The sequence below is a fragment of the Pyxidicoccus caerfyrddinensis genome, from assembly GCF_010894405.1.
GTDB classification, from domain to species: Bacteria; Myxococcota; Myxococcia; order Myxococcales; family Myxococcaceae; genus Myxococcus; species Myxococcus caerfyrddinensis.
On sequence record NZ_JAAIYA010000012.1, the window covers coordinates 288,827 to 314,864 of the forward strand.

At 70.6% G+C, this 26,038-nt stretch carries 17 protein-coding genes; 6 read left to right on the plus strand and 11 right to left on the minus strand.

Translation table 11 applies throughout. The features are described 5' to 3' along the window. Position 1 precedes the first annotated feature (1 nt). The 8 genes from G4D86_RS28755 to G4D86_RS28790 all read right to left on the minus strand — a co-directional run bounded on the left by G4D86_RS28755 (position 2) and on the right by G4D86_RS28790 (position 8,565). Positions 2-1,147, minus strand: a complete 1,146-nt coding sequence (locus tag G4D86_RS28755; protein ID WP_163997254.1) for a cysteine desulfurase family protein — start codon at positions 1,145-1,147, stop codon at positions 2-4. After that, positions 1,144-2,289, minus strand: a complete 1,146-nt coding sequence (locus G4D86_RS28760; RefSeq protein ID WP_163997255.1) for a DHH family phosphoesterase — start codon at positions 2,287-2,289, stop codon at positions 1,144-1,146. Before G4D86_RS28760 ends, G4D86_RS28755 begins: the two co-directional genes overlap by 4 nt. A gap of 12 nt (positions 2,290-2,301) precedes the next feature. Beyond that, positions 2,302-2,469 carry a hypothetical protein gene (locus G4D86_RS52240; protein WP_205519790.1) on the minus strand — a complete coding sequence of 56 codons (168 nt, stop codon included), beginning with the start codon at positions 2,467-2,469 and terminating at the stop codon, positions 2,302-2,304. A 211-nt stretch (positions 2,470-2,680) separates the two neighbouring features. Beyond that, positions 2,681-3,523, minus strand: a complete 843-nt coding sequence (locus G4D86_RS28770; RefSeq protein WP_163997256.1) for a Fic family protein — start codon at positions 3,521-3,523, stop codon at positions 2,681-2,683. Positions 3,524-3,639: 116 nt separating this feature from the next. Next, on the minus strand, positions 3,640-4,980 hold the full coding sequence (locus G4D86_RS28775) for an AAA family ATPase (protein WP_163997345.1): 1,341 nt from the start codon (positions 4,978-4,980) through the stop codon (positions 3,640-3,642). 160 nt (positions 4,981-5,140) lie between these two features. Then, positions 5,141-6,088: a branched-chain amino acid transaminase gene (locus tag G4D86_RS28780; protein ID WP_163997257.1), complete on the minus strand. Its 948-nt coding sequence runs from the start codon at positions 6,086-6,088 to the stop codon at positions 5,141-5,143. Positions 6,089-6,189: 101 nt separating this feature from the next. Continuing rightward, positions 6,190-7,605 (minus strand): patatin-like phospholipase family protein, encoded by a 1,416-nt coding sequence (locus tag G4D86_RS28785; protein WP_163997258.1) that lies wholly within the window; start codon positions 7,603-7,605, stop codon positions 6,190-6,192. Positions 7,606-7,626: 21 nt separating this feature from the next. After that, positions 7,627-8,565 carry an AAA family ATPase gene (locus G4D86_RS28790; protein ID WP_163997259.1) on the minus strand — a complete coding sequence of 313 codons (939 nt, stop codon included), beginning with the start codon at positions 8,563-8,565 and terminating at the stop codon, positions 7,627-7,629. Positions 8,566-8,754: 189 nt separating this feature from the next. On the opposite strand from G4D86_RS28790, the gene G4D86_RS28795 reads away from it, so the two are divergent. Then, positions 8,755-8,976 carry a hypothetical protein gene (locus tag G4D86_RS28795; protein ID WP_163997260.1) on the plus strand — a complete coding sequence of 74 codons (222 nt, stop codon included), beginning with the start codon at positions 8,755-8,757 and terminating at the stop codon, positions 8,974-8,976. Positions 8,977-9,179: 203 nt separating this feature from the next. Here the strand turns inward: G4D86_RS28795 and G4D86_RS28800 are convergent, their stop codons facing one another. Further along, on the minus strand, positions 9,180-13,418 hold the full coding sequence (locus G4D86_RS28800; RefSeq protein WP_163997261.1) for a response regulator: 4,239 nt from the start codon (positions 13,416-13,418) through the stop codon (positions 9,180-9,182). Positions 13,419-13,518: 100 nt separating this feature from the next. Then, positions 13,519-16,953: a glycosyltransferase gene (locus G4D86_RS28805; RefSeq protein ID WP_163997262.1), complete on the minus strand. Its 3,435-nt coding sequence runs from the start codon at positions 16,951-16,953 to the stop codon at positions 13,519-13,521. A gap of 130 nt (positions 16,954-17,083) precedes the next feature. Between G4D86_RS28805 and G4D86_RS28810 the strand changes: the two genes are divergently transcribed. From G4D86_RS28810 to G4D86_RS28825, 4 genes are all read left to right on the plus strand, one after another. Then, positions 17,084-19,291, plus strand: coding sequence for a DUF4912 domain-containing protein (locus tag G4D86_RS28810; protein ID WP_163997263.1), 2,208 nt, complete (start codon positions 17,084-17,086; stop codon positions 19,289-19,291). A 25-nt stretch (positions 19,292-19,316) separates the two neighbouring features. Further along, positions 19,317-20,906: a glycoside hydrolase family 57 protein gene (locus tag G4D86_RS28815; protein WP_163997264.1), complete on the plus strand. Its 1,590-nt coding sequence runs from the start codon at positions 19,317-19,319 to the stop codon at positions 20,904-20,906. Between the two features lie 99 nt (positions 20,907-21,005). Next, a complete protein-coding gene (locus tag G4D86_RS28820) occupies positions 21,006-22,502 on the plus strand; it encodes a trypsin-like peptidase domain-containing protein (RefSeq protein WP_163997265.1) in 1,497 nt (498 codons plus the stop codon). 22 nt (positions 22,503-22,524) lie between these two features. After that, on the plus strand, positions 22,525-23,118 hold the full coding sequence (locus G4D86_RS28825) for an SGNH/GDSL hydrolase family protein (RefSeq protein WP_163997266.1): 594 nt from the start codon (positions 22,525-22,527) through the stop codon (positions 23,116-23,118). A 12-nt stretch (positions 23,119-23,130) separates the two neighbouring features. Here G4D86_RS28825 and G4D86_RS28830 read toward each other — a convergent pair whose 3' ends face one another. Beyond that, positions 23,131-25,062 (minus strand): GGDEF domain-containing protein, encoded by a 1,932-nt coding sequence (locus G4D86_RS28830; protein WP_163997267.1) that lies wholly within the window; start codon positions 25,060-25,062, stop codon positions 23,131-23,133. Positions 25,063-25,243: 181 nt separating this feature from the next. Here G4D86_RS28830 and pgeF point away from each other — a divergent pair, with 181 nt between their 5' ends. Next, a complete protein-coding gene (gene pgeF, locus G4D86_RS28835; protein ID WP_163997268.1) occupies positions 25,244-26,002 on the plus strand; it encodes a peptidoglycan editing factor PgeF in 759 nt (252 codons plus the stop codon). The last annotated feature ends 36 nt before the right edge of the window (positions 26,003-26,038 follow it).

Genomic DNA, 26,038 nt, shown 5'->3' on the forward strand with positions numbered 1-26,038 from the left:
GCTACCCCGCCAGCGCGCGCACCTTCGGCACGTGCTGGCGCAGCGCCTGGAGCACCCGCTCCACCTCTGCCTCGGAGGTGGAGGGGCCCAGGCTGAAGCGCAGGCTGCCGCGCGCCTGGGGCGCCGACAGGCTCATGGCCCGCAGCACGTGCGAGGGCGTCAGCGTCCCCGACGCGCAGGCCGCGCCGGTGGACACGCAGATGCCTTCCAAATCCAGCGCCATCAGCAGCGCCTCTCCCTCCACGCCGTCGAAGCGCAGGCTGCTGGTGTTGGGCACGCGCGGCGCCCCGGCGCCATTCACCTCCACGCCGGTGAGGCTCGCGAGGGCCTCGCGCTCGAAGGCGTCACGCAGCGCGCCCACGCGCGCGGAGACTTCCGGCAGCTCCGCGACGGCCAGCGCCAGCGCCAGCGCGAGGGCCTCCGCGTAGGGCACGTTCTGCGTCCCCCCTCGGCGGCCGCCCTCCTGGTGGCCCGGCGTCAGCGCCCGCACGTCCACGCCCTTGCGCACCACCAGCACGCCCACGCCCGGCGGGCCGCCGAACTTGTGCGCGGAGAGGGAGAGCAGGTCCGCGTCCACCTCGCGCAGCGACAGCGGCACCTTGCCCGCCGCCTGCACCGCGTCCGTGTGGAAGAGCACGCCGCGCTGACGGCACGCGCGCGCCACTTCCGCCGCGGGCTGCACCACGCCCGTCTCGTTGTTGGCCCACATCAGCGAGCACAGCGCCGTGTCCGGCGTGAGCGCGGCCAGCACGTCGTCGGCGCGCACGCGTCCATCTGGCCCCGGCGCCAGCCGCACCACGCTGGCACCCTCGCGCTCCAGCTGCGCCACCGCGCCGAGCAGGGCGGGGTGCTCCACCGCGGACGTCACCACGCGGCGGCGCTCGGGTACGGGCCTGGCGTGGAAGGCGCCGACGAGGGCCAGCGCGTCCGCCTCGCTGCCGGAGCCCGTGAAGGTCACTTCCTTCGGCTCGCAGCCCAGCACGCGGGCCACCTTCGCGCGGGCGGCGTCCAGCCTGGCGCGCGCATCGCGGCCGCCCTGGTGCACGCTGGAGGCGTTGCCGAAGCCGCCCTGGGAGAAGGCGCGGGCGAGGAGCGCCGCCACCTCCGGGCGCACCGGAGCGGCGGCGTTGTAGTCCCAGTAGATCACGTGTCCTGCGCGCACAGCAGCGACACGGGCCGCTCGCTCGCGACGCCGAAGGCTTCCTTGAACCGATTCACCAGCTCGCGCTTGAGCGCCTTGCGCTGCGCCGCCTTGCCGGACAGCGGCAGCCGCGCGCCCGCCATGCTGCCGTGGCCTCCGGAGGAGCCGCCGTAGTCCTCGAAGATTTCGCGGATGAGGCGGCCCGCGTTCATCCGCCGGTCCTTCACCCGCAGGCTCATGTAGAGCTGGTTGCGGTAGGTGCCGAAGGCGAGCGACCACTTCGTGCCCTCGAGGAACATCAGCCGCTCGGCGACTTCGGCCACCATGTCCGGGGAGTAGACCTCCTCCAAATCCGTGATGATGGCGGTGCCGTACACCTTCGCCCGCTCGAAGGCCGTGTGGTACAGCTGGAAGTACCGCGCCGGCAGCTCCGGGTGCTCGATCTGCGCGAGCATCGACTTGTCCATGCGCGGGAACAGCCACAGGTAGCTGTCCACGTCCGTCTGTGTCGTCTCGCGGCCCAGGTCTCGCGTGTCCGCCTTGAGGCCGTAGAAGAGGGCGGTGGCCACCTCCTCGGAGGGCTCCAGCCGCGCCGCGCGCAGGTACTCCACCAGCATGGTGGACGTGGCGCCGAAGTCACCGCCCACGTCGGCGAAGGGCGACTGCAGGCTCTCCTCGCGCAGCGGGTGGTGGTCCACGACGATGTGCGCTTCCAGCTTCGCCGGCAGCGAGTGGTTGCCCACCTTGGGCTGCGTGTCCACGAGGCCGAAGAGGTCGTAGTCGTCGAAGTCGATCTGCGAGACGTGGGAAATCGGCAGGCGCAGCACCTTCACGAAGGCGATGTTCTCCGCTCGGCCGATGATGCCGCCGTAGCCGACGTGGGCCTCCACGTTCGCCCTGCGCTCCAGCAGCTGGGCGAGCGCCACCGCTGCCGCCATGGAGTCCGGATCCGGGTTGTCGTGCGTGAGGATGAGGGCCTTCTTGTGGCCCTTCGCCACACGCAGCAGCCGCTCCAGCTTGTCACGCGCGGGCAACGTGGCGAGCCGTGTTGGCGGGGGCTCCGACAGCTCGCCTCCCGGAGGTCCACCGGGGGCGGGCCCCGGGGTTCCGTTGCTGCGGCGGCTGTTGAAGGAGTGGGTCACAGGCATGGGTGCTCTTCTTTACTTCCTCCGGCCGAGGGATTCGAGAAGCCGGATGTTCTCCCCATAACGTTCTGGAAACGGTGTCTCCAGCACACCAATGGTGTCGACGACGCGCCCGTCCTTCACGAGGCAGCGGAAGGCCGTGAGCCCGATCGCTCCCCAGCCGGGCTCCTCGCGGCGATCCACGCGACATCCCAGGGGTTTTTGGCCGTCGTTCCGGTGGAAACGGCGCACCCGGGGCAGGCCACCTGGCGGTCGCGCTCGTCCATGACGGCCTCGTACTTGCGTACGGTGGACAACGTCGTCCGGCGCACAGGGTGGCAGGTGTCCATGCACACCCCGAGCCGCTGCTCCCGGCGCACCTGCGCACGGGAGCACGGCGACCGGACGTCAGGCGCTAGCTGTTGATGGCCTTGTACTTGCGGGCAAGGTCCTTGAAGAACTTCACCCCGTTGTCGAGCGAGTTCTCCATGGCATCCATCAGCACCGTGCGGAACGCGGCGACGGGTCCCCGGAAGGACTCGTAGTACCGCTGCCGGTCGATGCTGTGGATGATGGCCGGCATGTAGCCGTTGCGCACGAGGATGAGGTTGCTGCACATCCGCCCCACCTTCCCGCTGTGCTCGGTGAAGGGGAAGATCTGCAGGAACCGGTGCTGCACGGTGGCCGCCTGCTTGATGGGGTGGAACTCGCGGAACTCCGCGCTCGCCGTGTAGTCCACCAGCTTCTCCAGCTCGCCCTGAATCTTGGCGGGCTGGGAGATGTCGTGGAAGTACGTGCGATGCAGCGGCATGTCCTTGCGCAGCCCGGAGCGATCCCGCTCCTTGGCCAGCTCCTTCTCCGTGCGCTCGCGACGCTCCATGCGGGCGCGCTCGGTCTGAGCCTCGGGCGTGTTGCCGAGGAACAGGTCGTGCATCCGCTTGATGGTGGTGAGCGTGATCTGCGCCTGCTTCTTGGCGCCCGCCGCCTCCTCACGGATGTAGTCGCACACGGCCTTGTGGTTCCGGATCTCGAGGACCACCGGAATCATGGAGGCTTCCGCGTTGGTGCGGCCGGGGAAGAGCGCGGCCATCAATTCCTGATGGGTGTAGACGACGCCCTCCAGAGCCGCGTCGTGGTAGATCCACGACATCTCGAGCCTGTCGAGGAACTCGCGCGCCGGCTGCTTTTCCTTGTAGATATCGAGGTACTCGCGCAGCGCCTCGTTCTTCTCGTCGATGTCCTGGTAGCGTTCCTTCACGGACTACGGCTCCTTCTCGCTGCGGTTCCGCCGCGGGCGGTATCCGAAGCATGCGGCCGAGCAGTACAACGGCAGGCGGATTCTAGAAATTCCGCGCAGTTGTAACAACGAAATCATCACAGATTGACGAGGAAGACCTCGCACGCCTGGTCGAGCAGGTCCTTGGAGAGCGCGGGCGGTATCTGCCGGTAGCGGGCGGCGTCCTTGATGAGGGAGACCAGATCGCGAGGGTGGCAGGCGCGCAGGTCCATGCTCCGGGGCTTGTAGTAGTGCTCGACGAGGTAGGTGACGGCCTGCTCCACGTAGGGGATGCCCGCCGCCTCGCAGACGCGGCGGAAGATCTCCCGGTACGACTCCTCGTCGGGGTTTCCGACCTCGATTTTGTACTTGATGCGGCGCAGGAAGGCCTCGTCCACCAGCTCCTTGGGGTCCAGGTTGGTGGAGAAGACGAGGAGCTGGTCGAAGGGAATCTCGAACTTCTTGCCCGTGTGGAGGGTCAGGAAGTCCACCCGCTTCTCCAGGGGGACGATCCAGCGGTTGAGCAGGTCCGTGGGGTGGACCTTCTGGCGGCCGAAGTCGTCGATGAGGAGCATGCCGCCGTTGGCCTTCACCTGGAACGGCGCCTCGTAGAAGCGGGTGCTCTCCGAGTAGATGAGGTCCAGCGTCTCCAGCGTCAGCTCTCCGCCCACGACGACGGAGGGCCGGCGGCAGAGCAGCCAGCGGTTGTCCATCTCGAAGGTCTGCCGGCGGCCGGACGCGTCGCCGCCCATCTCCAGGGACACCGGCGTGTGGATGAGCCGGTCATGGACCTGGATGATCTGATTGCCGATTTCGAGGCAGTGCGGGACGTACACCTCGCCGCCGAACATGTGGGAGACGGCCTCCGCGAGGCTCGTCTTGCCGTTGCCGGGCGGCCCGTAGAGGAACAGCGAGCGGCCCGAGTTCACCGCGGGGCCCAGCTTGTCCATCAGCTCGGCGGGGACGGTGAGGTGGCTGAGCGCCATCACCAGCTCCTCCTGGCTGACGACGGGCGTCTCCTCCGTCTGGCTGGTGATGAGGGCGTTGTACTGCTCGATGGGGACGGGGGCGGGGCCGACGTAGGTGGTGCGGGTGAGCGCGTCGCGCGCGTACTCGCGGCCCTTCTCCGTGAGGATGAACTCCACGGAGGCGCGGCCGAAGCCCTTGCCGCCGCGCAGGTCCACCAGCTTCTCGGTGGTGAGGAAGTCCACCACGTGCTCGATGACGCCCGGCCACGGCAGGCGCATCTCTTCCGCGATGGCCATGCCCGTGCCAGTGCCCGCGTAGTACAGGAACTTCAGGGCGATGTCGGCCAGCAGGCCCATCTTGAGCCCCGTCTCCTCCACCGACTTCGGCTCGGTCGGAGCGATGTCGAGGATGGACGGGTTCTCGAGCTTGAACGGATTGTCGTCGTACGCGTACCCGGCGGGAGCCATCAGGCCCCTGTTCTAGCGCATTCGCCGCACGACGGGGCAGCCGACATTCAGTTGCAGGTAGGCCCGGGGCCGTCAGGAGCCCGCCCGGAGGCCGGGCGGGGGGACACACACGCACCCTCGAAGCCCCCTCCCCGAGGGTGGGGAGAGGGCAGGGCGGCGTCGCTCAGACGTAGGTGAGCCACTCCGCGTAGCGGGGCTCCTGGCCGCGCACGGTGCGGAAGTAGGTCTCCTGCACGAAGCGGGTGATGGGGCCGACCTGGCCGGTGCCCACGGTGCGGTTGTCCACCTCGCGCACCGGGGTGATTTCGGCGGCGGTGCCGGTGAAGAAGATCTCATTGCCGATGTAGAGGGCGTCACGCGTGAAGGTGACCTCGTCCACCGAGCGGCCACTGTCGCGCAGCAGCTGGAGCACCGTGTCGCGGGTGATGCCGTCCAGGATGGGCGAGGAGAGCGGGGGCGTCTTGATGATGCCCTTCTTGTTCACCATGAAGATGTTCTCGCCGGACGCCTCGGCCACGAAGCCGCTGATGTCCAGGAGGATGGCCTCGTCGTAGCCCGCATTCACCACCTCGCGCTTGGCGAGGATGGAGTTGACGTACTGGCCCGTAATCTTGCCGCGCACCATGTTGACGTTGACGTGCATGCGGGTGAACGAGCTGACCTTGGCGCGGATGCCCTCCTTGAGGCCCTTGTCGCCCAGGTACGCGCCCCAGTCCCAGGCCGTGACGGACACGCGGGTGGGATTCACCGCGCCCAGGCCCATGGCGCCGTCGCCCATGAAGGCCACCGGGCGCAGGTAGGCGCCGTTGGCGAACAGCGTCTTCTGGCGGCGCAGCAGCTCCAGGCACGCCTCGACGAGCTCGTCCTCGGAGTAGGGCATCTGCAGCTGGATGATGTGCGCGGAGTCGAGCAGGCGGCGGATGTGCTCGCGCAGCCGGAACACGGCCAGCCGGCCATCATGCGTCTTGTAGGCCCGGATGCCCTCGAAGACGCCGAGCCCGTAGTGGAGCGCGTGCGTCATCACGTGGACCTGGCCCTCGTCCCACTTCACCATCTTCCCATCGAGCCAGATCTGATCCGCGCGCAACGTGCTACTCGAGGTCGAGCTCATTCGAAGGTTCCTTCCGCGGGGGACTTCAAGATGGGACTGCCCGGACCTTCATGCCAGCCCGGCCCTATGAGGTCAAAGCACGAAAACGGAATCGCGCCGCGTCACAACACGGGTGGCAGCGGGGTGAGCATCCGTCGGAGGAAGGGCATGTCCTCGGCCAGCGCCTTGCGGCCCAGGTGCAGGGCCTTCGAGGCCAGCTCCACGTTGGGCACGACCTCTAGCGGCGACAGCGTGCGGGAGAACCGCTTGATGTGGTGCGCGTAGGGCAGGTTGGGAGTCACGGTCATCGCGGCCAGCCGCTGCAGGGGCAGCCAGAAGGGCGTGGCCAGCCGGGGCGCGAAGCCGTCCAGCCCGAGGATGAGCGTGTTGCGCGTGCCGATGCGCCCGCGCGCCACCGCCTTCCACGCGGCCTTCGCGGGCAGGTTGTCCACCAGCCCGCCGTCGATGAGGCGCGCCACGCCGTGGTGCGCCAGCAGCCCGTCCAGCAGGCCGTGCATGCGCGGGTCGTCGCGCAGCACGTCGTAGTGGATGACGCCGGGCAGCGCGGACGAGAAGCCCGCGGCGTCGAGCGCGTCGAAGTCGCCGGTGGCGTCGTCCGCGCCCAGGTGCAGGCGGACGGTGATTTCCGGGCGGGTGAACAGCTCCGCCATGGCGCCCATCGCCGCCTGGATGCGCCGGGCCACGCCCGCGGGGTTGAGCAGGCCCAGCGGGCTCGTGCCCAGCAGGCGCTCGTAGTACTCCAGCGGGCGGGGCAGCATGCCGCGGCGGATGCCGCCCACGGAGATGAGCGTGGGGATGGGCAGATCCTTGAGCCGCAGGCCGCTGCCCTCGGGGCCCGCGCCGAAGAAGCGCCCCAGCCCCGCGCGCAGGAACAGCCGCAGCGCCGCGGGCAGCCCGTAGCGGCTCTCCGTGGAGATGAAGCGGAAGAGCTTCCGGAAGGACAGCCCCCGGACGATGTTGATCATCTCCGTGGGGTCGAAGCGCGCCATGCGCGCGCGCATGATTGCGAGGATGGCGCCCATGGACGCGCCCGCAATCAGCTTGGGCTCCAGGCCGTGCTCGTCCAGCAGGCTCATCACGCCCAGGTACACGAAGGCGGTGCCTCCGCCGCCGCCCGCCACCATCACCAGCTCCTTGTGGCGGATTTCGCGGTCCAGCGCCTCCAGCGGCACCCGCTCGCGCAGCCGCTTCGCCACCGCGTCCCGGGCCCGCGCGGCGTGCTCGCGCAAGTCACGCACGTGGGGCACCAGCCTGTCGCGCGTGGGCGGGCGCGGGCCTCCGAGCACGGGTGTCAGGCGCCGCTCCACCTCCTCGCGAAAGGGCGTGAGCAGCGCGCCCACGCCGACGTCCAGCCCGCCGTGCTGAACCTTGTAGAGGCGTGCGAGCGACAGCGCGGTGCGGAGGATGGCCTCCTCGCGCGCCTCCAGCAGGTGCGGGGAGGCCAGCGTCGCGCGCACGAGGTTGAGCTCCAGCTCCTCGAGCGGCCGATTGATCTGGAAGCGTTCCTTCAGCAGCACGGGCGGGGTGTCCCGGGTGCTTCAGGCCTGGGCGATTTGCGAGAGGTTGGCCTTGGCCTTCTCGATGTCGCCCTCGTACTTGAGGACGAGATTGAGCGTGGAGGCCACCAGGTCCGAGGTGAGCTGCTCCGCGTTGAGCAGCGCCAGGCTCTGCGCCCAATCCAGCGTCTCGCTGATGGAGGGCGCCTTCTTCAAGTCCAGCGTGCGGATGGCGGCGACGGCCTCCACCACCTGCTCGGCCAGCACCTGGGACACGCCGGGCAGGCGCGACTTGACGATGCGCAGCTCGCGCTCGCGGTCCGGGAAGTCGATGTGCAGGTGCAGGCAGCGGCGCTTGAGCGCGTCGGACAGCTCGCGGGCGTTGTTGGACGTGAGGATGACGCGGGGGATGTGCTTCGCGCGGAAGGTGCCCAGCTCGGGGATGGTGACGGCGTTGTCCGACAGGACTTCGAGGAGGAAGGCCTCGAACTCCGGGTCCGCCTTGTCGATTTCGTCCACGAGCAGCAGGGCGGGGTGCTCGGAGAGCTGGGCCTTGAGGATGGGGCGGGGCAGCAGGAAGCGTTCGGAGAAGAACACCGCGTCGCCGGAGGCCAGCTTGTCCGCCGCTTCCGTCAGCGTGCGGGCGCCCTGCACCATGTCGCCAATCTTGTCCTTGAGCAGCTGGGTGTAGAGCAGCTGCTTGGCGTACTCCCACTCGTACAGCGCCTTGGCCTCGTCCAGGCCCTCGTAGCACTGGAGGCGGATGAACTCGCGGCCCAGGGCCTGGGCCAGCGCCTTGGCCAGCTCCGTCTTGCCCACGCCGGCGGGGCCCTCGACGAGGATGGGCTTGTCCATCCGGTCCGCGAGGAAGGCCGCGGTGGCGATTTCGGGGGAGGAGAGATAGCCCACCTGCTCCAGGCGCTCTTCCGCGTCCGCCACGCTGGTGAAGCCGCGGCTCTGTACCGTCGAAGGGGTGCTCACGCCTGGAAACTTAACCGACGCCCTCCACCCCACTGCGGCAAAAATGCCAGGGTCTGGGGAGCGTTTCCGCGGTCCACCTGCCTCCCTGCCCTGCAACCCGGCGTAACCACGTAGGGAAATTTTCTTCGCACCGTGGGCACACGTCGTGCATCTACCTTGCGCAATTCACGAAGCGGCGAGGTAGCGGTCATGTTTTGGGCGTGGTTGAGGATGGCGATGGCGGTGGCGGTGGTGCTGTTGCCCGGGGGCTTCCCGCTCCTGCTGGCCTACATCGCGGTGCGGACGCTCCGCGCTCGGTGGCACAACGCGCAGATGGAGGCGCACAGCCGCGGTCGCGAGGCCTCCCTCCGTGACGTGGTTGCCTCGCTCCACTTCAAGGAGCTGATCCGCGAGGCCCGCGCCGCCCTGTGACTTCCGCGCCCGGGTAGGGCACGGATGTCATGGTTGACCCTGAAGCCCCCGGGAATCCGGGGCACCTGATGAACCCGCCACCCCGGACCGCCCGAAACGAGGCGCTCCGGGGTGAGTCGTTTTTCGGGGCAGGGTGCCGGGCTTCCGGAGGGTGGTGCCGGAAATCCGCAAGGGGCGCCGGAGGGAGCTCCGGCGCCCGGGGACTACTTGTCGAGCTCGTCCACCAGGGCCGTCCAGTCGTCGTCTTCCTTCGCGACGCCGGCGGGAATCTGGATCATGACGGTGCGGTCGGTGGGCTCGGACTCCTCCGGGGCAGGGGCCGGGGCGGGGGCCGCGGCCTTCTTCGCGGCGGGCTTCGCCGGAGCCTTCGCGGCGGCGGGCTTCGCCGCGGCGGGGGCGGCGGCCGGGATGACCTGGTTGAGCTGCGTCCTCACGGCCAGGTCCTCGTCCTCCGCAGGGGCGGGGGCTGCCTTCGCCGCGGCGGCGGGCTTCGCGGGGGCCGGGGTGGCGGCGGAAGCGGGAGCCTTGCTCTTGAAGCGGGCCAGCTCCAGCTCGGCGACCTTGAGGGCCTTGCTCTTCTCCTGCACGGACTGCTGCAGGCGGGCCACTTCCTGGGCCTTGATGGTCTCCCGGCGCTCCAGCTCCGCCTTCTGCTTGGCGGAGAGGTCCTCCAGCTCCTTGAGCTGCCGCGTCTCCAGGTCCTTGCGCTCCTTCTGCGCGGTGGCGAGTCGGGCCGCGGCCTCGTTGGCCTTGCCCTCGGCGGTGGCCACGCGGGCGTTGAGCTCCTTCTCCACGCGGGCCTTGGCGCCCTGCGCGTTCTCCACCGCCAGCTCCAGGTCCTGGATCTTCTTCGTGCGGGTGGCGAGCTGCCCTTGCAGGTCCTTGGCCTTCGCCTCCGCGTCGGCGGTGCGGGCCTGGGCCTCCTGGGTGAGCTGGGCGACGCGCTGCTCCGCCTTGGCCAGCTTCGCGGCCAGGTCGTCCGCCGACTTCTTCGCCTCCGCGCGCTCCTGGGTCGCCTGCTGGGCCTGCTGCTGGAGCTTCGCCTCGGACTGCTGGAGGCGGGTGGCCACGTCGTTGCGCTCGGCGGTCAGCTTCTGGTGGGCGGTGCCCGCGGCGCGCAGCTGCTCCTCGCGGTCGGCGAGGGCCTTCTTGCCCAGCTCCAGCTGGTTGTTGAGGCCGGCCATCTGCTGGCCGAGCGCGTCCGCCTGGCGCTTCGACTCGGCGGCCTGCGTCTGGAGCTTCGTCTCCAGCGCCTTGAGCTGCTCGGTCCGGGTGGCCACCTCGCGGTTGAGCACCTCGGCCTGACGCATCTTCTCCTGCGTCACCTGGGTGAGCTTGCGGAGCGTGTCGGACAGCTCCTTGCCCTTGCTGGCCAGGTCGTTCTGGAGCAGCTCTTCCTTGCGCTGCGACTCCTCGGTGAGCGCGTGCAGCCGCTCCTCCAGGGTGCCCTTGGCGTCCTCCAGCTGCGCCAGCTGCGAGGAGAGCCGCGTCACCTCGGCGACGGCGGCGCCCAGCTCATGCTTGGTGAGGGTGAGCTGCTCGCCCAGGTCCTCGCCCTGGTTGCGCGCCTCGTTGAGCTGCGACTCCAGCGCGGACTGGGCGCTGGCGGCGGCCTGCCGCGTGGCGGTGTGGGCCTGCTGCTCCTTGCCCAGCGCGTCGCGAGTGGAGGCGAGCTGGCCCTGCGTCTGCTCCAGCGTCTGGCTGGTGGCCTCCAGTTCCTGGCGCAGCCCGTCGCGCTCGCCAGTGAGGTCCTGGATGTGGGCGCTCGACTCTGCGGCGAGCTTCTCGTGGGCGGCGCGCTCGGCCTCGTAGTTGCCCTGCGTCTCGGACAGCTCGCCGCGCAGCTGGCCAATCTGGCCGGTGAGCTGGTCCTCCAGCGCGTCCTTCGCCACGCCCAGGGCCTGCAGCTCCGCGGTGCGCTGGTCGCGCTCGCCGGTGGTGCGGGCCAGGGTGTCGTTCGTCTCCTGGAGCGCGCCGCGCGTCTCCTCCAGCTCGGCGTGGAGCGCGTCGCGCTGGCCGGTGGTGCTGGCGAGCTGCTCGCGCGTGTCCTCCAGCGCGGACTGCGTCTGCGTCAGCGTCTGGCTGGTGGCCTCCAGCTCGCCGCGCGTCTCCGACAGCGAGCCCTCCGTCTGGGACAGCCGCGCCTGCGTGTCCGCGAGCGTCGCTTCCGTGGAGGAAAGGGTGTCCTGCGTCTGCGCGAGCGTCTGGCTGGTGGCCTCCAGCTCGCCGCGGGTGTTGGACAGCGCTTCTTCCGTCTGCGAGAGGCGCTGCTGGGTGTCCGCCAGCGTCTGGGAGGTGGCCTCCAGCTCGCCGCGCGTCTCGGAGAGCGTCTCCTCGGTGCGGGCCAGGGTGCCCTGCGTCTCGGAGAGGGTGGCCTCCGTGCGCGACAGCGTGTCCTGCGTCTGCGCGAGCGTCTGGCTGGTGGCCTCCAGGTTGCCGCTCAGCTCGGCGATGCGCTCGTCGCGCGTCGCCACGTCGCCTTGCAGGCCCTCGATGGTGGCCTCGCGCTGGGCGACGGTGTCCTCCAGCGACGCCACGCGCGCGGTGAGCTGCTCGCCCGTGTTCTGCGACTGCTCGAGCTGCTGGGTGAGCGCCTGGATCTGGCCGGTGAGGTCCGCTTCCAGCTCGGACTTGGCGGAGCGCAGGTCCTCCAGCTTCTGGGAGAGGTCCTGCTCCAGGGCGTCCTTGGCCGTGTTGAGCGCGTGGAGCCGGTCGGTGAGGTCCGTCTCCAGCTCGTCCTTGGCCTGCTGCAGGGCCTGCAGCTCGGCGGACAGCTCCGCCTCGCGGTCCGCCAGGTGCGTCTTGACGGACTCGACCTCGCCCTCCAGCTCGCCGATGCGCTCCAGGTGCTGCTGGATGTTGGCGTTGAGCTCCGCCTCGCCCTGCTCGTTGCGGGCGATGGTCTCCGACAGCTCGCGCTCGAGGGTGCCAATCTTCGCGTCGCGGTCCTCGACGCGCTGGGTGAGCTCGTTCTCCAGGGCGTCCTTGTCCAGCCGGAGCTGGTCGCGGTCGCTGGTGGTGCTCGCGAGGTCACCTTCCAGGTCCGCCACCTGCTGCGTGAGGCGGGCCTCCAGGGCCTGACGCTCGGCGTTCAGCCGGACGATTTCGGCGTCCGCCTGGGTGCCGTGCTCCTCGGCGGCGGTGGCGCGCGCCTCCAGGGCGCGGACGGTGGTGTCGCGCTCCTGCTCGGTCTCCTGGAGCCGGTCCTGGAGGGCCTGAATCTCTCCGCTCAGCTCGGCCTGGCGCTGGTCGCGCTCGCTGACGGTGCGGCCCAGCTCGGCCTCGAAGTCGTCACCGCGCTTGCCCAGCCGGGCGACCTCCGCCTCGTGGGCGCGGAGGGCGTCCTGGAGCTTCTGCTCCTTGACCTCGAACTCCAGCGTGACGATGCCGAGGTGCTTCTCCAGCTTGTCGTACTCGCCTCGGAGGTTGTCCAGCTCCGAGAGGCGGCGAGACAGCTCGTCCTCGCGGTTGTGGACCTCCTTGCGAAGGACGTTGATGTCCTTCTCCTTGGAGGCGACGACTTCGATGAGGTCCTTCTCCGAGGAGAACTTCTGGAGGAGCAGGTCGTCCACGGCGGCGCCGTGCTCGCGCTCCTTCTGGAGCATGCCCTGCTGGGCCTCGTTGAAGCGGCGGAGCAGGTCGTCCACCTGCATCTTCAGACCTTGCAGCTCCACGTCCTTCTCGTGGAGCCGGTCCTCGCCGGAGAGGAGCTCGCGCTCGCGCACGCTCCAGATTTCGGAGAGGCGGGCGAGCTGGGCCTCGCGCGTCTTCAGCTCGTCGCGGAGGATCTGGATCTTGCCTTCCGGCGTGCCCATCAGCTCGCGCCGAGGGGGCGGGCGCTTGAGCTGTCGGGACTCGGCGAGCAGCTCCGCCTTGCGGTCGGCGATGGACTGGAAGGCGCGGTCGAGGAAGGCGCGGTCCTCCTCCGTCATCGCGCTGCGGCGCTCGCGCTTGGGCAGCTTGGGCGGGCCGCCGGCGCTGGTGCGCATGGGAGGCGGCATGGGGGGCGGCGCCTCGCGGGGCGTGCCGTTGAGCGCCGCGTCGAGCGAGGCGTCCGACTCGTCCGTACCCGGCGGGATGATGCCGTAGCTCATGGACGCGAGCTCCCCCATCTCGAAGGGGATGACGAGGTAGCCGTCCGCGGCGCCCGGCGTCTGCCGGTGCTGCGTCAGGCCATCCACTCCCGTGTCGGAGGAGAGCAGGAGAACCTTGAGGTTCTGTCCCCACTTGCCCTTCTTGATCTGCCCACAGAGAACGAAGCCGGACTGATCCGGCAGCTCGGCGCGCAGGACGACCAGATCCGGCCGACGCTTTTCCAGCTCACGCTGCGCGTCAGACGCAGTCGCCGCCATGGCCGTCTGATACCCCGCGCTCTTGAGCACGGTGGCCATGCTGAGGGCGAATTCGTTCTGGCTTTCGACGATGAGGACCCGACGCTCCATGAAGCCCTTCTGACCCGGAAAAAGTGCAGTGAAAACCGCAGCATCCTATCGGGCGCGTGCAAGCCTTGGAAAGTTTATGGGTGGCGCTCGGTTGGCTGCTTCACGAGCTCTTGCCGCGACCGACGCCCGGGGAGGTACGTACGGCCGGGGGGACGCGGGAGGGGCTGGTGTCCTCGTCCCGACCGGGGAACGTGGTCGGTGGCGTGTGGCGGTCGAACCGGATGCCATCCGGCGGACAGTACCCGTGGGCGAGCTGGGCGAACCACGGGTTGAGTGACGAGGGGACGGGCTCCGGCGCGGCGCCGTCGTCCTCGGGCTCCGGTGCGGGCTCGGCCTCCACCTCGTGCAGCTCCGCGTCCTCGTCGAGCAGGCGGGCGGCGCTGCTGACGGAGACCTCGGCTTCCTCCACCTCGTCGCTGCTGATCTCGTCCGGCTCGTCGAGACGTGGGCGCGAGTGCGCGGGAGTCGGAGAGGTATCGGAGCCATCGTCGATGGCCTGGGCCTCGTCCGGGGAGATTTCCTCGGGCTCGTCCTCAGGGGTGGCGGACGCGGGGATGGAGGCCTTGAGCGATGGAGGCGCCTGGCGCGAGGCCTGGGGGTCCACCGGGGCGAGGCGGGGCGGGCCTTCGGCCATCAGCCGTGGCGGCCGCTGGCGGGGGACGGGAGGCGGCGCGGCGGCGCGAGGCGGCAGCGAGGGCGGGCGCTCCGGCTCGGAGGGCGGGGTTCCGCCGCGGATGGGCGGGGGGCGGTCCTGATCCGCGCCGGGGAGGCCTCCGCGGATGGGCGGGGGGCGGTCCTGATCCGCGCCGGCCGTGTTCCCACGGATCGGCGCCAGACGGTCCGCTTCCGAGGAGGCGGAGCCAGGGCGCAGGACGGGGAGCGGGCGCTCGACGTCGGAGGCGGCGGTGCCTCCGCGGATCATCGGAGGCAGCCCGGAGTCAGAGGGAGCCGCGCCCGGCCGCAGCACCGGGGGAGGGCGCTCGGCCTCGGAGGAGGCGGTGCCTCCGCGAATCATCGGAGGCAGTCCCGTGTCCTGGGACGAGGAGCCCGAGCGCAACACCGGGGGGAGGGCGGTCTCCGAGGTCGGAGGGCCCGAGCGCACCACTGGAGGCAGCCCCGTCTCCGAAGGCGAGGAGCCCGGACGAACCACCGGGGGAAGGCCGGTTTCCGAATTGGGCGCGCTCGGTCGGACCACCGGAGGCAGCCCCGTCTCGGAGGTGGGGGCGCCCGAGCGAACCACTGGAGGCAGCCCGGTCTCTGAGGTGGGCGCGCCCGAGCGGGGCACGGAGGCCGCGCGCTCGGACTCGACGGACGAGGTGCCCCGGGCCGGCGTGGAAAGCGCGGACATGCGCCGCGAAGGCGTCTCCACGCGGGCCGACGTGCTGCGCCCACCATTCAGTGCGCGTGAGGGGACGCCGGGCGTCGGCGGCTCATCCTTCTTGTTCGTGGTGCCCGAATCGCGCCCCGCGGAGGACGGCGCGAACGCCGCGTCACGCATGAGCAGTGCCGCGGGCACCTTGACGATGGGCGTCGGAGCCGGCGGCTCGTCGCGGTCGAATGTGGCGGGCGTGCGGCCGCCCGAAGCAGGACCCGAGGACTCCTCACGAAGGCCCGCGCCGGAAATCCGGGGCGCGGGAGGCTCCTCGCGGTCCGCCGCCACGGGAGCGCGGACGACAGGCGTGGGCGCCGGAGGCTCCTCTGCTTCGGCCCTGGACGGCGCGCGGACGATGGGCGTGGGAGCGGGAGGCTCCTCCGCTTCGGCCCTGGACGGCGCGCGGACGACGGGCGTGGGAGCAGGAGGCTCCTCTGAATCCTGGGTGACCGGGGCGCGCACGACGGGCGTGGGCGCCGGAGGTTCCTCCCTGCTGGAGGTGCTGGGACCCCGGACGAGGGGCGTCGGCGTCGGCGCGGGCGGCTCCTCCACGAGCGAGGGCGACGTGGCCTTCCCCGGAGGGGAGTACCTCAGCGACACCGGCCCACCGGACTCCGCGCCCCCACGGCTCGAAGCGGGAAGCGCCGGGTCCACGATGACGGAGGCGGGCGAGGCGCTCTCCGCCCCCCTGCCTTTCGCGGAGCTCTCGCGCAGGGGCAGGCCCATCACCACGGGAGGCTCGGAGGGCTGCGACTCCAGCTCCGTCTTGACGAGGCGCGTGTCGACTCCCTCGTCCAGCACCTGGCCCATGACCAGCGGCACGTCCTCGCCCGTCGGCTCGGAGCTGTCGGCCTTCGCGGCCTCCGGCTTCGACGCTTCCTTCCTGGGCGTCGGCTCCGGCGGCAACAGGGCCGCGAGCCGGTTGGTGGGAGTGCCCGTCACCGTGGTGGGGGAGGGCAGGTCGTCCTCGCTCCGGGGCGCCACCGATACCGACCGCTTGTCCAGGAGCGAGTCGTAGAGGTCCAGCAGCCTTCCGCGGATGATGCCCGCGTCGAGCACCTGCTCCGCATGCGCCCGCGCCCGGCGTCCCAGCTCCATGCGGCGGGGAATGTCGCGCGCCAGGTCGACGATGTGGTTCGCGAGGGCCTGCGTGTCTCCGGGCGGGAAGAAGAGGGCCGCGCTCTGGGGAATGAGCTCGCGGGTGACGGGCAGGTCCGCGGCGATGACGGGGCGGCCGGCGGCGCAGTACTCGGACACCTTCGCCAGGGGACCGCCCTGCAGCCGGTTGCGCTCCACGTCGTCCAGGGGGAGCACGCCCACGTCCGCCAGCGCGAGCACCTTGGCCACGTCGTCGTGGTTGACGGGCGCCTGGAACTCCACCCGCTCCTTCAGCCCCAGCTCCTTCACCAGGTCATCCAGGTGCGGCTGCCAGTCCGCGTGCTGCGCGCCCACCAGGGTGAGCCGCACCTCCGCGCGCTGGGCGGCGAGCGCCACCGCGCGCAGCAGCGTGGGCAGTCCCTGCCACCCCACCTGGCTGCCCAGGTACATCAGCCGCAGCGGCTGCCCGTCCGGCGCGCCCATCGCCTCGGGGTCGTAGGCCTTGAGGTCCACCGGCGCCCGGACCACGTGGATGAGGTCCTCGCTCGCCCCGAGCGACTGGATGTACGAGCGCGTCGTCTGCGAGCCGGTGATGATGAGGTCCGCGTTCATCAGGCAGAACAGCTCCTGCCTGCGAATCTTGGAGAGGAAGCGCCGGTCCCCTTCGGTCTGCGGGTGCGTGTAGCGCAGCTCCTGGGACGGGAAGGTCTGCGCCTCGTAGACGAGCCGGTGGCCGTAGTCCGCCTTCAGCTCGCACAGCGCATAGCCGCCGAAGGGGTCGGTGAAGTGGGCGAGCGCGTACTCCTCGCTCTCCAACTGGCGGCGCACGGCGCGCTCGAAGGCCTGGATGCGAGAGGCCAGGTCGCCCGAGCCTACCGGCACCCGCAGCAGGCGGGCACCCTGGTACTTCTCGATATGGGAGTGGTCAGGGGTCTTCGCCGACAGCACCACCACGGAGAAGCGGTCTGGAAGCGCCTTGAGGTACTCCGTGACACGGCGCGACGAGCCCGACGGACCGGGGATGACGTCGAAACTGCACAGGAGCAGTCTGGGCAGGTCGCTCAAGCGTGGGCAGGATACTTTGCCCCATCGTGGGTGTCATCGGGCGATGCAGAAGAGGGGGGTCGGGCGACGAACACATGTAATGCTGGCACGTTGACCCTCCACAGCCAGCGACCTAAAGGCGACCTTGCCTATGGACGACCTCAAGAGCGTAACCGTCAGCCATCTGAGAGAGCTGGCCCAGAAGCACCTGGGGAGCGGTTACAGCAAGCTGAAGAAGGAGGAGCTCATCGCGGCGCTCGCAGCGTATGTCCCCGCGCTGGCGAAGCTCGCTCGCCTGCTGGGCATCACCGTGCCGCGCAAAAGTTCCGCCAGCAAGGCTCCTGCTCCCGCGAAGGCCGCCGCTTCCAAGGCCGTCGCCACATCCAAGGATGCCTCCAAGGACAAGAAGCCCCGGGACGCGAAGGCCGCTGCCAAGGGCGTGAAGGCGTCGAAGGCGCCCGCCCGGGAGAGCAGGGCGGCTGCCAGGGCGGCGAGCGAGTCAGGTGCCTCCACCGGGAAGCGAAAGCCGGCCGTCGAGGAGAAGAGCGTTCCGGCGAAGGCGAAGCCGGCCGAGAAGATGGGCCAGGGCCGCGTGTCCGCGCCCAAGCGGGTGGCAGCCAAGCGAGCGTCGGAGAAGCCGGGTGATGCCCCGCCGGCCCGCCCCGCTCAGGTGGTGACGTTCCCGCCGAAGCCTCGCGTCCCCCGCGAGCCGGCGATGCCCACGGCTTCCGCGCCGGTCTCCGCGGCCTCCGAGAACACGGCGGCTCCTCCCGAGAGCACTCCGGCACCTTCGCCGGAAGTCCCCGCCGCTGCCGCGCCCGCTGCGCCGCCTCCTCTTCCCGAGCAGCACGACGCGGAGCCGGTGCTCGAAGGCTTCTTCGTGGCGCGCGTCATGGGGCCGGACGAGGCACGCCGCCACCACCTGGTGGACGCGGCGTCTCAGCCGCCGACTTCACCGGAGGACGACGAGGGACTGGGCGAGCTGCCAGCGGGCTATGAGGACGACGGCGCGTTGCTGCTGCCGAGGGATCCGCAGACGCTCTTCGTCTCGTGGGACTTCAGTACGGCCGCGCGGACCCGGGCGCAGCAGGGACTGGACGCTCCGCGCGCCGTGCTGCGCGTGTTCGACGGGGAGAAGATGGCGCGCGAGCTGGACTGCGTGCTCGAGTCCCGGAGCTTCTACATCCACGGCCTGGAGCCGGGCCGGCACTACCGAGTGGAAGCGCACTTCATAGGGAGGGATGGCCGCAGTCGCCGTATCGGTCACTCCAGCAACCGGGTTGCGTTGCCGCCCAGCGGCACGTCCACGGACACCTCGATTCGTTTCCTCCGCGTGCCTCAGCGCATGCCCGAGCCGCAGCCCCTGCCGGAGGTGGTGCCGCCGGTGCGTGCCCGGACGCAGGAGGTCGAGGAGCGCGAGTACATCACCTGGCGTCGCGTGAACCTGCCGGGCAGCGCGGGCGCGCGGGACATCCCCGAGTCGCACCGCGAGCGGACCGTTCCCGCCGAACAGCCCGAGTCCCATCTCGAAGCGCCGCCGCGAGCGCCGGGTGCCTCGGACATGCGCTACATGGAGTCGCAGGAGCGCGTCCCGGGTGCTTCGGACATGCGCTACATGGAGTCCACGGAGCGCGCGCCCGGAGCGTCGGACCAGCGGTATCTGGAGTCGCCGGGCAGGGCTCCGGGGGCGTCGGAGCAGCGCTATCTGGAGGGCCGTGCGCAGCCGAGCGGGCGTCAGTACCTCGACGTGGGGCGCGCGCCGGGTGCTTCGGACATGCGCTATCTGGAGTCACCGGGCCGTGCGCCCGGGGCTTCCGACCAGCGCTATCTAGAGGGCGGCTCCCGGCCGGCCGGTGGTGCCCGGCCGCATCAATACCTCGACGTGGGCCGTGCTCCGGGGGCTTCGGACATGCGCTACCTGGACTCTCAGGGGCGTGCAAAGGGAGCCTCGGACCAGCGCTATCTGGAATCTCCTCCGCGTGCATCGGGAGCCTCGGACATGCGCTATCTGGAATCACCGGGGCGTGCGCCGGGCGCTTCCGACATGCGCTACCTGGAGTCTCCTCCGCGCGCACCGGGCGCTTCCGACATGCGCTACCTGGAGTCTCCTCCGCGCGCACCGGGCGCTTCCGACATGCGCTACCTGGAGTCACCGGGGCGTGCGCCGGGTGCTTCGGACCAGCGCTATCTGGAATCCCCTCCGCGCGCACCGGGCGCTTCCGACATGCGCTACCTGGAATACGTAGCCCGTCCGTCGGGTGCATCGGAGCAGCGTCCCACTGAATCCGCGCAGCGTCCTCCGGGGTCCTCGGAGGATCCTCTTCCCCGGAAGCCGCCTTCGGGCAGCGGCCGCTCGTGAACCCGCACGGACACTTCGAACCCTTATGAGCCTGGGCTCTCTCGCGCTGGTCCTCCACGCGCATCTTCCCTTCGTCCGTCACCCCGAGCACGAGGACTTCCTCGAGGAGGACTGGCTCTACGAAGCCATCTCCGAGACATACCTCCCGCTGCTCCTCGTCTTCGACAAGCTGGCCGAGGACGGTGTCCCCTTCCGTCTGACGATGACGCTGTCCCCCACGCTCGTCGCCATGCTGCGGGACGAGCTCCTGATGTCGCGCTATGCGCGCCGCCTGGACCAACTCTGCGAGCTGGGCGCGCGAGAGGTCCACCGCACCCGGAACGACGCCACCTTCGGCCCGCTGGCCCGCTTCCACCGCGACCACTTCGAGTCGCTGCGCCGCGCCTTCCACGACCGCTACAAGCGCGACCTCGTCCCGGCCTTCCGCCGCCTCCAGGACGCGGGCCACCTGGACATCATCACGTGCAACGCCACGCACGGCTTCCTGCCGCTCATGCAGCAGGTGCCCGAGGCCGTGCGCGCTCAGGTCACGGTGGCCGCCAACCACTACCGTCAGAACTTCGGTCGAGACCCGGCGGGCATCTGGCTGGCCGAGTGCGGCTACTACCCCGGGCTGGAGCGCGTGCTCGCCAACGAGCGCATCCGCTACTTCTTCGTGGACACGCACGGCCTCACGGACGCCACGCCGCGCCCGCTGCACGGCCCCTATGCGCCCATCTTCACCGAGACGGGCGTGGCCGCGTACGCGAGAGACCCGGAGAGCAGCCAGCAGGTATGGAGCACCGAGTTCGGCTATCCCGGTGACGGGGACTACCGCGAGTTCTACCGGGACATCGGCTGGGACCTGGACCTGGACTACATCCGCCCGTTCATCCAGCCCACCGGCGACCGCAAGAACACCGGCTTCAAGTACTTCCGCATCACCGGCAAGACGCACGACAAGCAGCCCTACAACCCGGACGCCGCCCGAGAGCGCGCCGCCATCCACGCCGGCAACTTCCTCTTCAACCGCGAGCGGCAGATAGAGCACCTCGCCTCGCGCCTGAGCGGCCGCAAGCCGGTGGTCGTCGCGCCGTACGACGCGGAGCTGTTCGGCCACTGGTGGTTCGAGGGGCCCATGTTCCTCGACTTCCTCATCCGCAAGGCCGCGTATGACCAGAAGACCTTCAGCCTGGTGACGCCCTCGGACGACCTGCGGGAGAACCCGGAGAACCAGGTGGCCACGCCGCCGCTGTCCTCGTGGGGCGCGGGCGGCTACGCGAACATGTGGCTCGACGGGGCCAATGATTGGATCTACCGCCACCTGCACCACTGCGCGAAGCAGATGGTGGAGCTGGCCCGCGACTTCCCCGACGCGAACTCCCTGAAGCGCCGCGCGCTCAACCAGGCCGCGCGCGAGCTGCTGCTCGCCCAGTCCTCCGACTGGGCCTTCATCATGAAGACGGGCACCATGGTGGAGTACGCCCAGCGCCGCACGCGCGAGCACATCCTCCGCTTCCAGCGCCTTCACGACGAGCTGCGCGCAGGCACCATCGACGAGGGCTGGCTCACCCACGTGGAGGGCCGCGACAACCTCTTCCCCGAGCTGGACTACCGCGTCTACCGGCCCGGCTGAGTGCTCCGGGAACAGGCGGGGCAGCGGACTGTTCGCCTGACGCCCCCGGCTCCCCATTTCGCTTGCGGTGCGTCTTTTCCGCCTTAGCTAGGAGTACATATGAACCGTTCTCCCGTCGCTCCCCGGAGGGCCCTGGTCGCGGCGCTCCTGCTCGTGCTGCCCGGCGTGGCTCCCGCCCAGGCTCCGGCGCCCCAGCCGGCTCCGCCGCCTCCTCCGGCGGCCAAGGCGGCTCCGGTGCCCGGGGGCAATCCGCTCCAGCCCGCCACGCGCGAGGCCCAGGCGCTGCCGTCGCTGGCGCCGCTGGTGGAGTCCGTGAAGTCCGCGGTGGTCAACGTGGACGTGCAGGCGCGCGGTGGTGGCGGACCGCGGGGCATGGAGGACAACCCGTTCTTCGACCGCTTCTTCGGCGGAGGGCGGGGCGGGCAGCAGCGAGAGCCGCTCCGTCAGGGCGCGGGCTCCGGCTTCATCATCGACCCCAAGGGCGTCATCCTCACCAACAACCACGTGGTGGAGGACGCGGTCTCCATCACCGTGCGGCTCGACGACGGACGCACGTTCTCCGGCGACGTGCTGGGCAGGGACCCGCTCACCGACGTGGCCCTGGTGAAGCTGAAGGAGAAGGTGGACGGACTGCCCACGGTGAAGCTGGGCGACTCGGACGCGCTGCGCGTGGGCGACTGGGTGGTGGCCATCGGCAACCCGTTCGGTCTGGCCTCCAGTGTGAGCCTCGGCATCGTCTCCGCGCGGGCGCGCGAGATTGGCGCCAGCGCGTATGACGAGTTCCTCCAGACGGACGCCGCCATCAACCCCGGCAACTCCGGCGGCCCGCTCTTCAACATGAAGGGCGAAGTCGTGGGCATCAACACCGCCATCGTCGGCGGCGGCACCGGCATCGGCTTCGCGGTGCCCAGCAACCTCATCCACGCGCTGCTTCCGCAGCTGCAGAAGGAGGGCGCCGTCACCCGCGCGTGGCTGGGCGTGGGCATCCAGGACCTGACGCGTGATTTGGCCGGCGCGCTCAAGCTGCCGGTGAATGACGGTGCCATCCTCACCCAGGTCAACCCGGGCTCGCCCGCGGCCAAGGCCGGGCTGAAGACGGACGACGTCGTCACCGCCATCGACGGGCGGAACGTCTCCTCCAGCAGCGAGCTGACCCGCACGGTGGCGCTCAAGCGGCCGGGCAGCGTCTCCACGCTGACAGTGTACCGCGACGGCAAGAAGCAGGACGTGAAGGTGACGCTGGGCACGCGGCCGGACCTGGAGGGCGTGGCCTCCAAGCAGCCGCGCGAGGGCGACGCGCAGGAGAGCTCGCGCCGCGTGGGCGTCAGCCTGCAGAACCTGGACGCGCGCACCGCGCAGCAGGCGGGCTTCACCGACCGCCAGGGCGCGCTCATCACCGACGTGCTGCCCGGCTCTCCCGCGGACCGCGCGCAGTTGGAGCCCGGCATGCTGGTGGTGGAGGTGAACCACAAGCCGGTGAACAACGCCGAGGAGCTGGCGAAGGTCATCAAGGGCGCGCAGGCCGGCAGCACGCTGCTGCTGCGCGTCGCCACGCCGGGTGGCAACCGCACCCTGCGTGCCCTGCGGGTGCCGTGAGGCGGACGGGACACGGAGCGGCATGAGCGTCAACTACGTCGCCCTCGGCGACAGCACGGCGGTGGGCGTGGGGGCGGCGCGCGGCGGGGGCTACCCCGAGCGCCTCGCCTCCCGGCTGCGCAATGACGGGCTCCCGGTGGGCCTCACCAACCTGGGGCAGAGCGGGGCCCGCATCCGCGACGTCTTCACGGGTCAGGTGAAGCGCGCGGTGGCCGCGCAGCCCACGCTGGTGACGCTGGGCGTGGGCACCAACGACCTGTGGCGCGGCACCTCGGTGGAGGACTTCCAGGAGGAACTGGACCGCATCGCCCGCAGGCTGAAGCAGACGGGCGCGCCGCTGGTGGTGGTGAACATCGCGGACATGGCCCTGGCGCCGGTGGCGAAGCTGGTGCCGAGCTCCCTCTACGAGGGCCGCATCGAGCCCTTCAACGTCGCCATGGCCGAGGTGGCGCGCGCGCACGGCCTGCACCTGGTGGACCTGTACACGGCGAGCAAGGAGATGATCCCCAAGAGCCCGCACTTCTTCTGTCACGACGGCTTCCACCCGTCCGACGAGGGATATGACGAGTGGGCGGACCTGCTGCTGCCCACGGTGCGCACGCTGGTGTCGCGCTGAGCTGACTCGCGCCTACGCCTTGGCCACGCCGCCCGGCGTCGTGGTGGCGGCGGGCACGTCGGCGGGAGGGGAATGGGGGCCGCGCTCGCGGCCGGGGTGCATCTCCATGCCGGACTCGTACGGGGTGGTGCGGTTGCGGCCCGTGCGCTTGCTGCAATAGAGGGCCGCGTCGGCGCAGTCCACCAGCTCCTCCTGGGTGGCGGCGTCGGTGGGGTAGTGGGCCACGCCCACGGACACGGTGACGTGGTTGCCGGGCAGACCGGGCTGGGACAGCAGCACGTTGTCCGCCACCGCGCGGCGCAGCTTCTCCGCCACCTCCACCGCGTCCTCCTTGGAGGCCTGGGGCAGCAGCAGGACGAACTCCTCGCCGCCGTAGCGCGCCAGCGTGTCCACCTTGCGCACGCGCAGGCGGAGCGCGTCGCACACGCGGCGCAGCGTCTCGTCGCCCACCCGGTGGCCCGCCACGTCGTTGAGGCGCTTGAAGTGGTCCACGTCCACCATCAGCAGCGCCAGCGGGACGCCGAAGCGCTGCGCCCGCGCCAATTCCAGCTCCATGCGCTGGAAGAGGTGTCGCCGGTTGGGCACGCCCGTGAGCGGGTCCGTCATGGTGAGCTTCACCGTCTCCGCGTGCAGCCGCGCGTTCTTCACCGCCGTGGCCGCCAGGTCCGCGACGGCGGTCAGCAGCTCGATTTCCTGCGCGGAGAAGCTGGCCACCTCGGGGCGCTGGAAGTTCATCACTCCCAGCAGCGTGCCCATGTGCACCATGGGCACCGCCAGCAGCGCGCCCGTGTCCACCGCGCCCTCCACCAGGCCGCGCCGCGCGAAGATGCTGGTGCGGTCACCCAGGTCCGGCAGGTACACCGCCTTGAGCGTCTGGGCCGCGCGCCCGCAGGCGCCCTCGCCCAGCGCGAAGATGAGCCCTTCCGCGCCGCGGCCCTCCGGCCACGCGTGCTTCACCTCCAGCAGCCCCTCCACGTTGAGGAGCATGATGGAGAAGTCCGGAATCTGGAGCCGCTCGACCACCATCCGGGTGACGGCCTCCAGCAGCTCGTCCAGCTCCAGCGTGGCATTGAGCGAGCGCGCCACGTCGAAGAGCAGCGACAGCTCGCGCAGGCGCTCCTCCAGCTCCTCCTTGAGGGCGAGCTTCTCCTTCACCACCGCGAGGTCCCGGTGGGTGTCGATTTCCTCCGCCTTCATCGCGGTGAGCCGCGCCAGCATCTGGTTGAAGGCCGCGCCCAGCCGGGACAGCTCGTCCGTGCCCCGCGCGTCCGCGCGCACCAGCAAGTCTCCCGCCTCCGCGCGCCCCATGGCCGCACTCAGCTTGCTCAGTGGGCGGGTGAGGTTGAAGTGCAACGCCAGCGCGGTGATGAGCGCCAGCAGCACGATGAACAGCACCATCGCGCCCAGCGCGCCGCGGAACATCTCCGTGAGCTGCTGGTGCAACGTCGGCTCCGCCATGCGCATCTGCAGGACACTCGCGCCGGGCACCTCGCCCTCGGAGTGGCAGCTGCCGCACTCGGGCCCGCCCAGCGGCCGCACCACCTCCGTGACACCGTCCACGGAGCGCGCCGCCTCGGGCCCGGGCGCTGTCAGCCGTTTGGTCTCCGCGTGCACCTGGCCCACCTCGTCCGGCTGGCGGGACCAGCGGATGTGCCCGTCCGGCGTCAGCACCCGCGCGTCCTCCACCGAGCGGAACAGGCGCGTGTCCGAGCGCAGCACCTCCGCCACCGCCTCGTGGGCTTTGGATACGCCCGGCGCCTGCGGCAGCGTGAAGGTGGAGGCGACGAACTCCGCCAGCGCCAGCGACTCCACCTGCGTCGCGTCCTGCACCGCCACCCGCGCCTCGCGCCAGAAGTGGCCCACGCCCAGCAACGCCACCACCAGCCCCGGCAGGGCGATGCTCCACAGGAGCTTCCTGCCAACAGTGTCGGGACCCAGGGGCATGCGCTTGTTCGCGGCTCTCCGCAGCGATGGCTTAAACTTGTTTCACGAACTTCCATCGGAATTGTCAATTGGCTGACGCGGACTGTCAAACGTACCGGCACAAGAATTTTCCTGTTCCGTTGGTGTTGCTTCCATTGCTGCGCCCCGTCATCGGCGGGTTCCTGGTGTCTCCCGGAGTCCCATGTCGACCGCGTTCCTGACGTCCTCGCTGCTGCCCGTCCCCCATGGCTTCGCCACCCGTGCGGGAGGCGTCTCGGAGGGGCCGTACGCGTCTCTCAACCTGGGCTTCTCCACCGGCGACGCGCAGGAGAAGGTGCTGGAGAACCTCCGCCGCCTGGCCACCGGCGCCGGGGCTCCGCTAGGCGCGCTGTGCCGCGTGTCGCAGGTGCATGGCGACCGGGTGCTGGAGGCGCGCGGCGGGGAAGGGGAGGCCCTACGGCCCGTGGAGGGCGAGGCGGACGCGCTGTGGACCCAGGCGTCCGGCACGTGGGTGGCGGTGGGCACGGCGGACTGCGTGCCGGTGCTGCTGGTGGACCCGGACGGCCGGCGCGTGGCGGCGGTGCACTCGGGGTGGCGGGGCACGGACGCGGACATCAGCGCGCGGGCGGTGGAGGCGCTGGTGGCGAAGGGCGCGCGGCCGGAGCGGTTGCTCGCGGTGGTGGGCCCCTGCATCCAGCGCTGCTGCTACGAGGTGTCCGGCGAGCTGGGCCAGCGCTTCACCGCCCGCTTCGGCGCGGAGGTGGTGGAGTCCGCGGGCGGCGCGGTGAAGCTGGACCTGACACGGGCGGTGCGGCTGACGCTGCTGCGCGCGGGGCTGAAGCCGGCGCACGTGGACGTGCTACCGGCCTGTACCGCGTGTGAGCCCGAGCGCTTCTTCTCCCACCGCCGCGACGCGGGGCGCACCGGACGCCACCTCAACTACGTGGTAAACCGCTTCTAGCCCCCCGAGCCGCGCCGGCCGTTTTCTTGACGCTCT

Excerpts from the sequence above, each read along its gene's own strand:
- G4D86_RS28760 (WP_163997255.1), bottom strand. The coding sequence starts at position 2,289 with ATGCCTGTGACCCACTCCTTCAACAGCCGCCGCAGCAACGGAACCCCG.
- G4D86_RS28780 (WP_163997257.1), bottom strand. The coding sequence starts at position 6,088 with ATGAGCTCGACCTCGAGTAGCACGTTGCGCGCGGATCAGATCTGGCTC.
- G4D86_RS28795 (WP_163997260.1), top strand. The coding sequence starts at position 8,755 with ATGTTTTGGGCGTGGTTGAGGATGGCGATGGCGGTGGCGGTGGTGCTG.
- G4D86_RS28800 (WP_163997261.1), bottom strand. The coding sequence starts at position 13,418 with ATGGAGCGTCGGGTCCTCATCGTCGAAAGCCAGAACGAATTCGCCCTC.
- G4D86_RS28810 (WP_163997263.1), top strand. The coding sequence starts at position 17,084 with ATGGACGACCTCAAGAGCGTAACCGTCAGCCATCTGAGAGAGCTGGCC.
- G4D86_RS28815 (WP_163997264.1), top strand. The coding sequence starts at position 19,317 with ATGAGCCTGGGCTCTCTCGCGCTGGTCCTCCACGCGCATCTTCCCTTC.
- G4D86_RS28820 (WP_163997265.1), top strand. The coding sequence starts at position 21,006 with ATGAACCGTTCTCCCGTCGCTCCCCGGAGGGCCCTGGTCGCGGCGCTC.
- G4D86_RS28825 (WP_163997266.1), top strand. The coding sequence starts at position 22,525 with ATGAGCGTCAACTACGTCGCCCTCGGCGACAGCACGGCGGTGGGCGTG.
- G4D86_RS28830 (WP_163997267.1), bottom strand. The coding sequence starts at position 25,062 with ATGCCCCTGGGTCCCGACACTGTTGGCAGGAAGCTCCTGTGGAGCATC.
- pgeF (WP_163997268.1), top strand. The coding sequence starts at position 25,244 with ATGTCGACCGCGTTCCTGACGTCCTCGCTGCTGCCCGTCCCCCATGGC.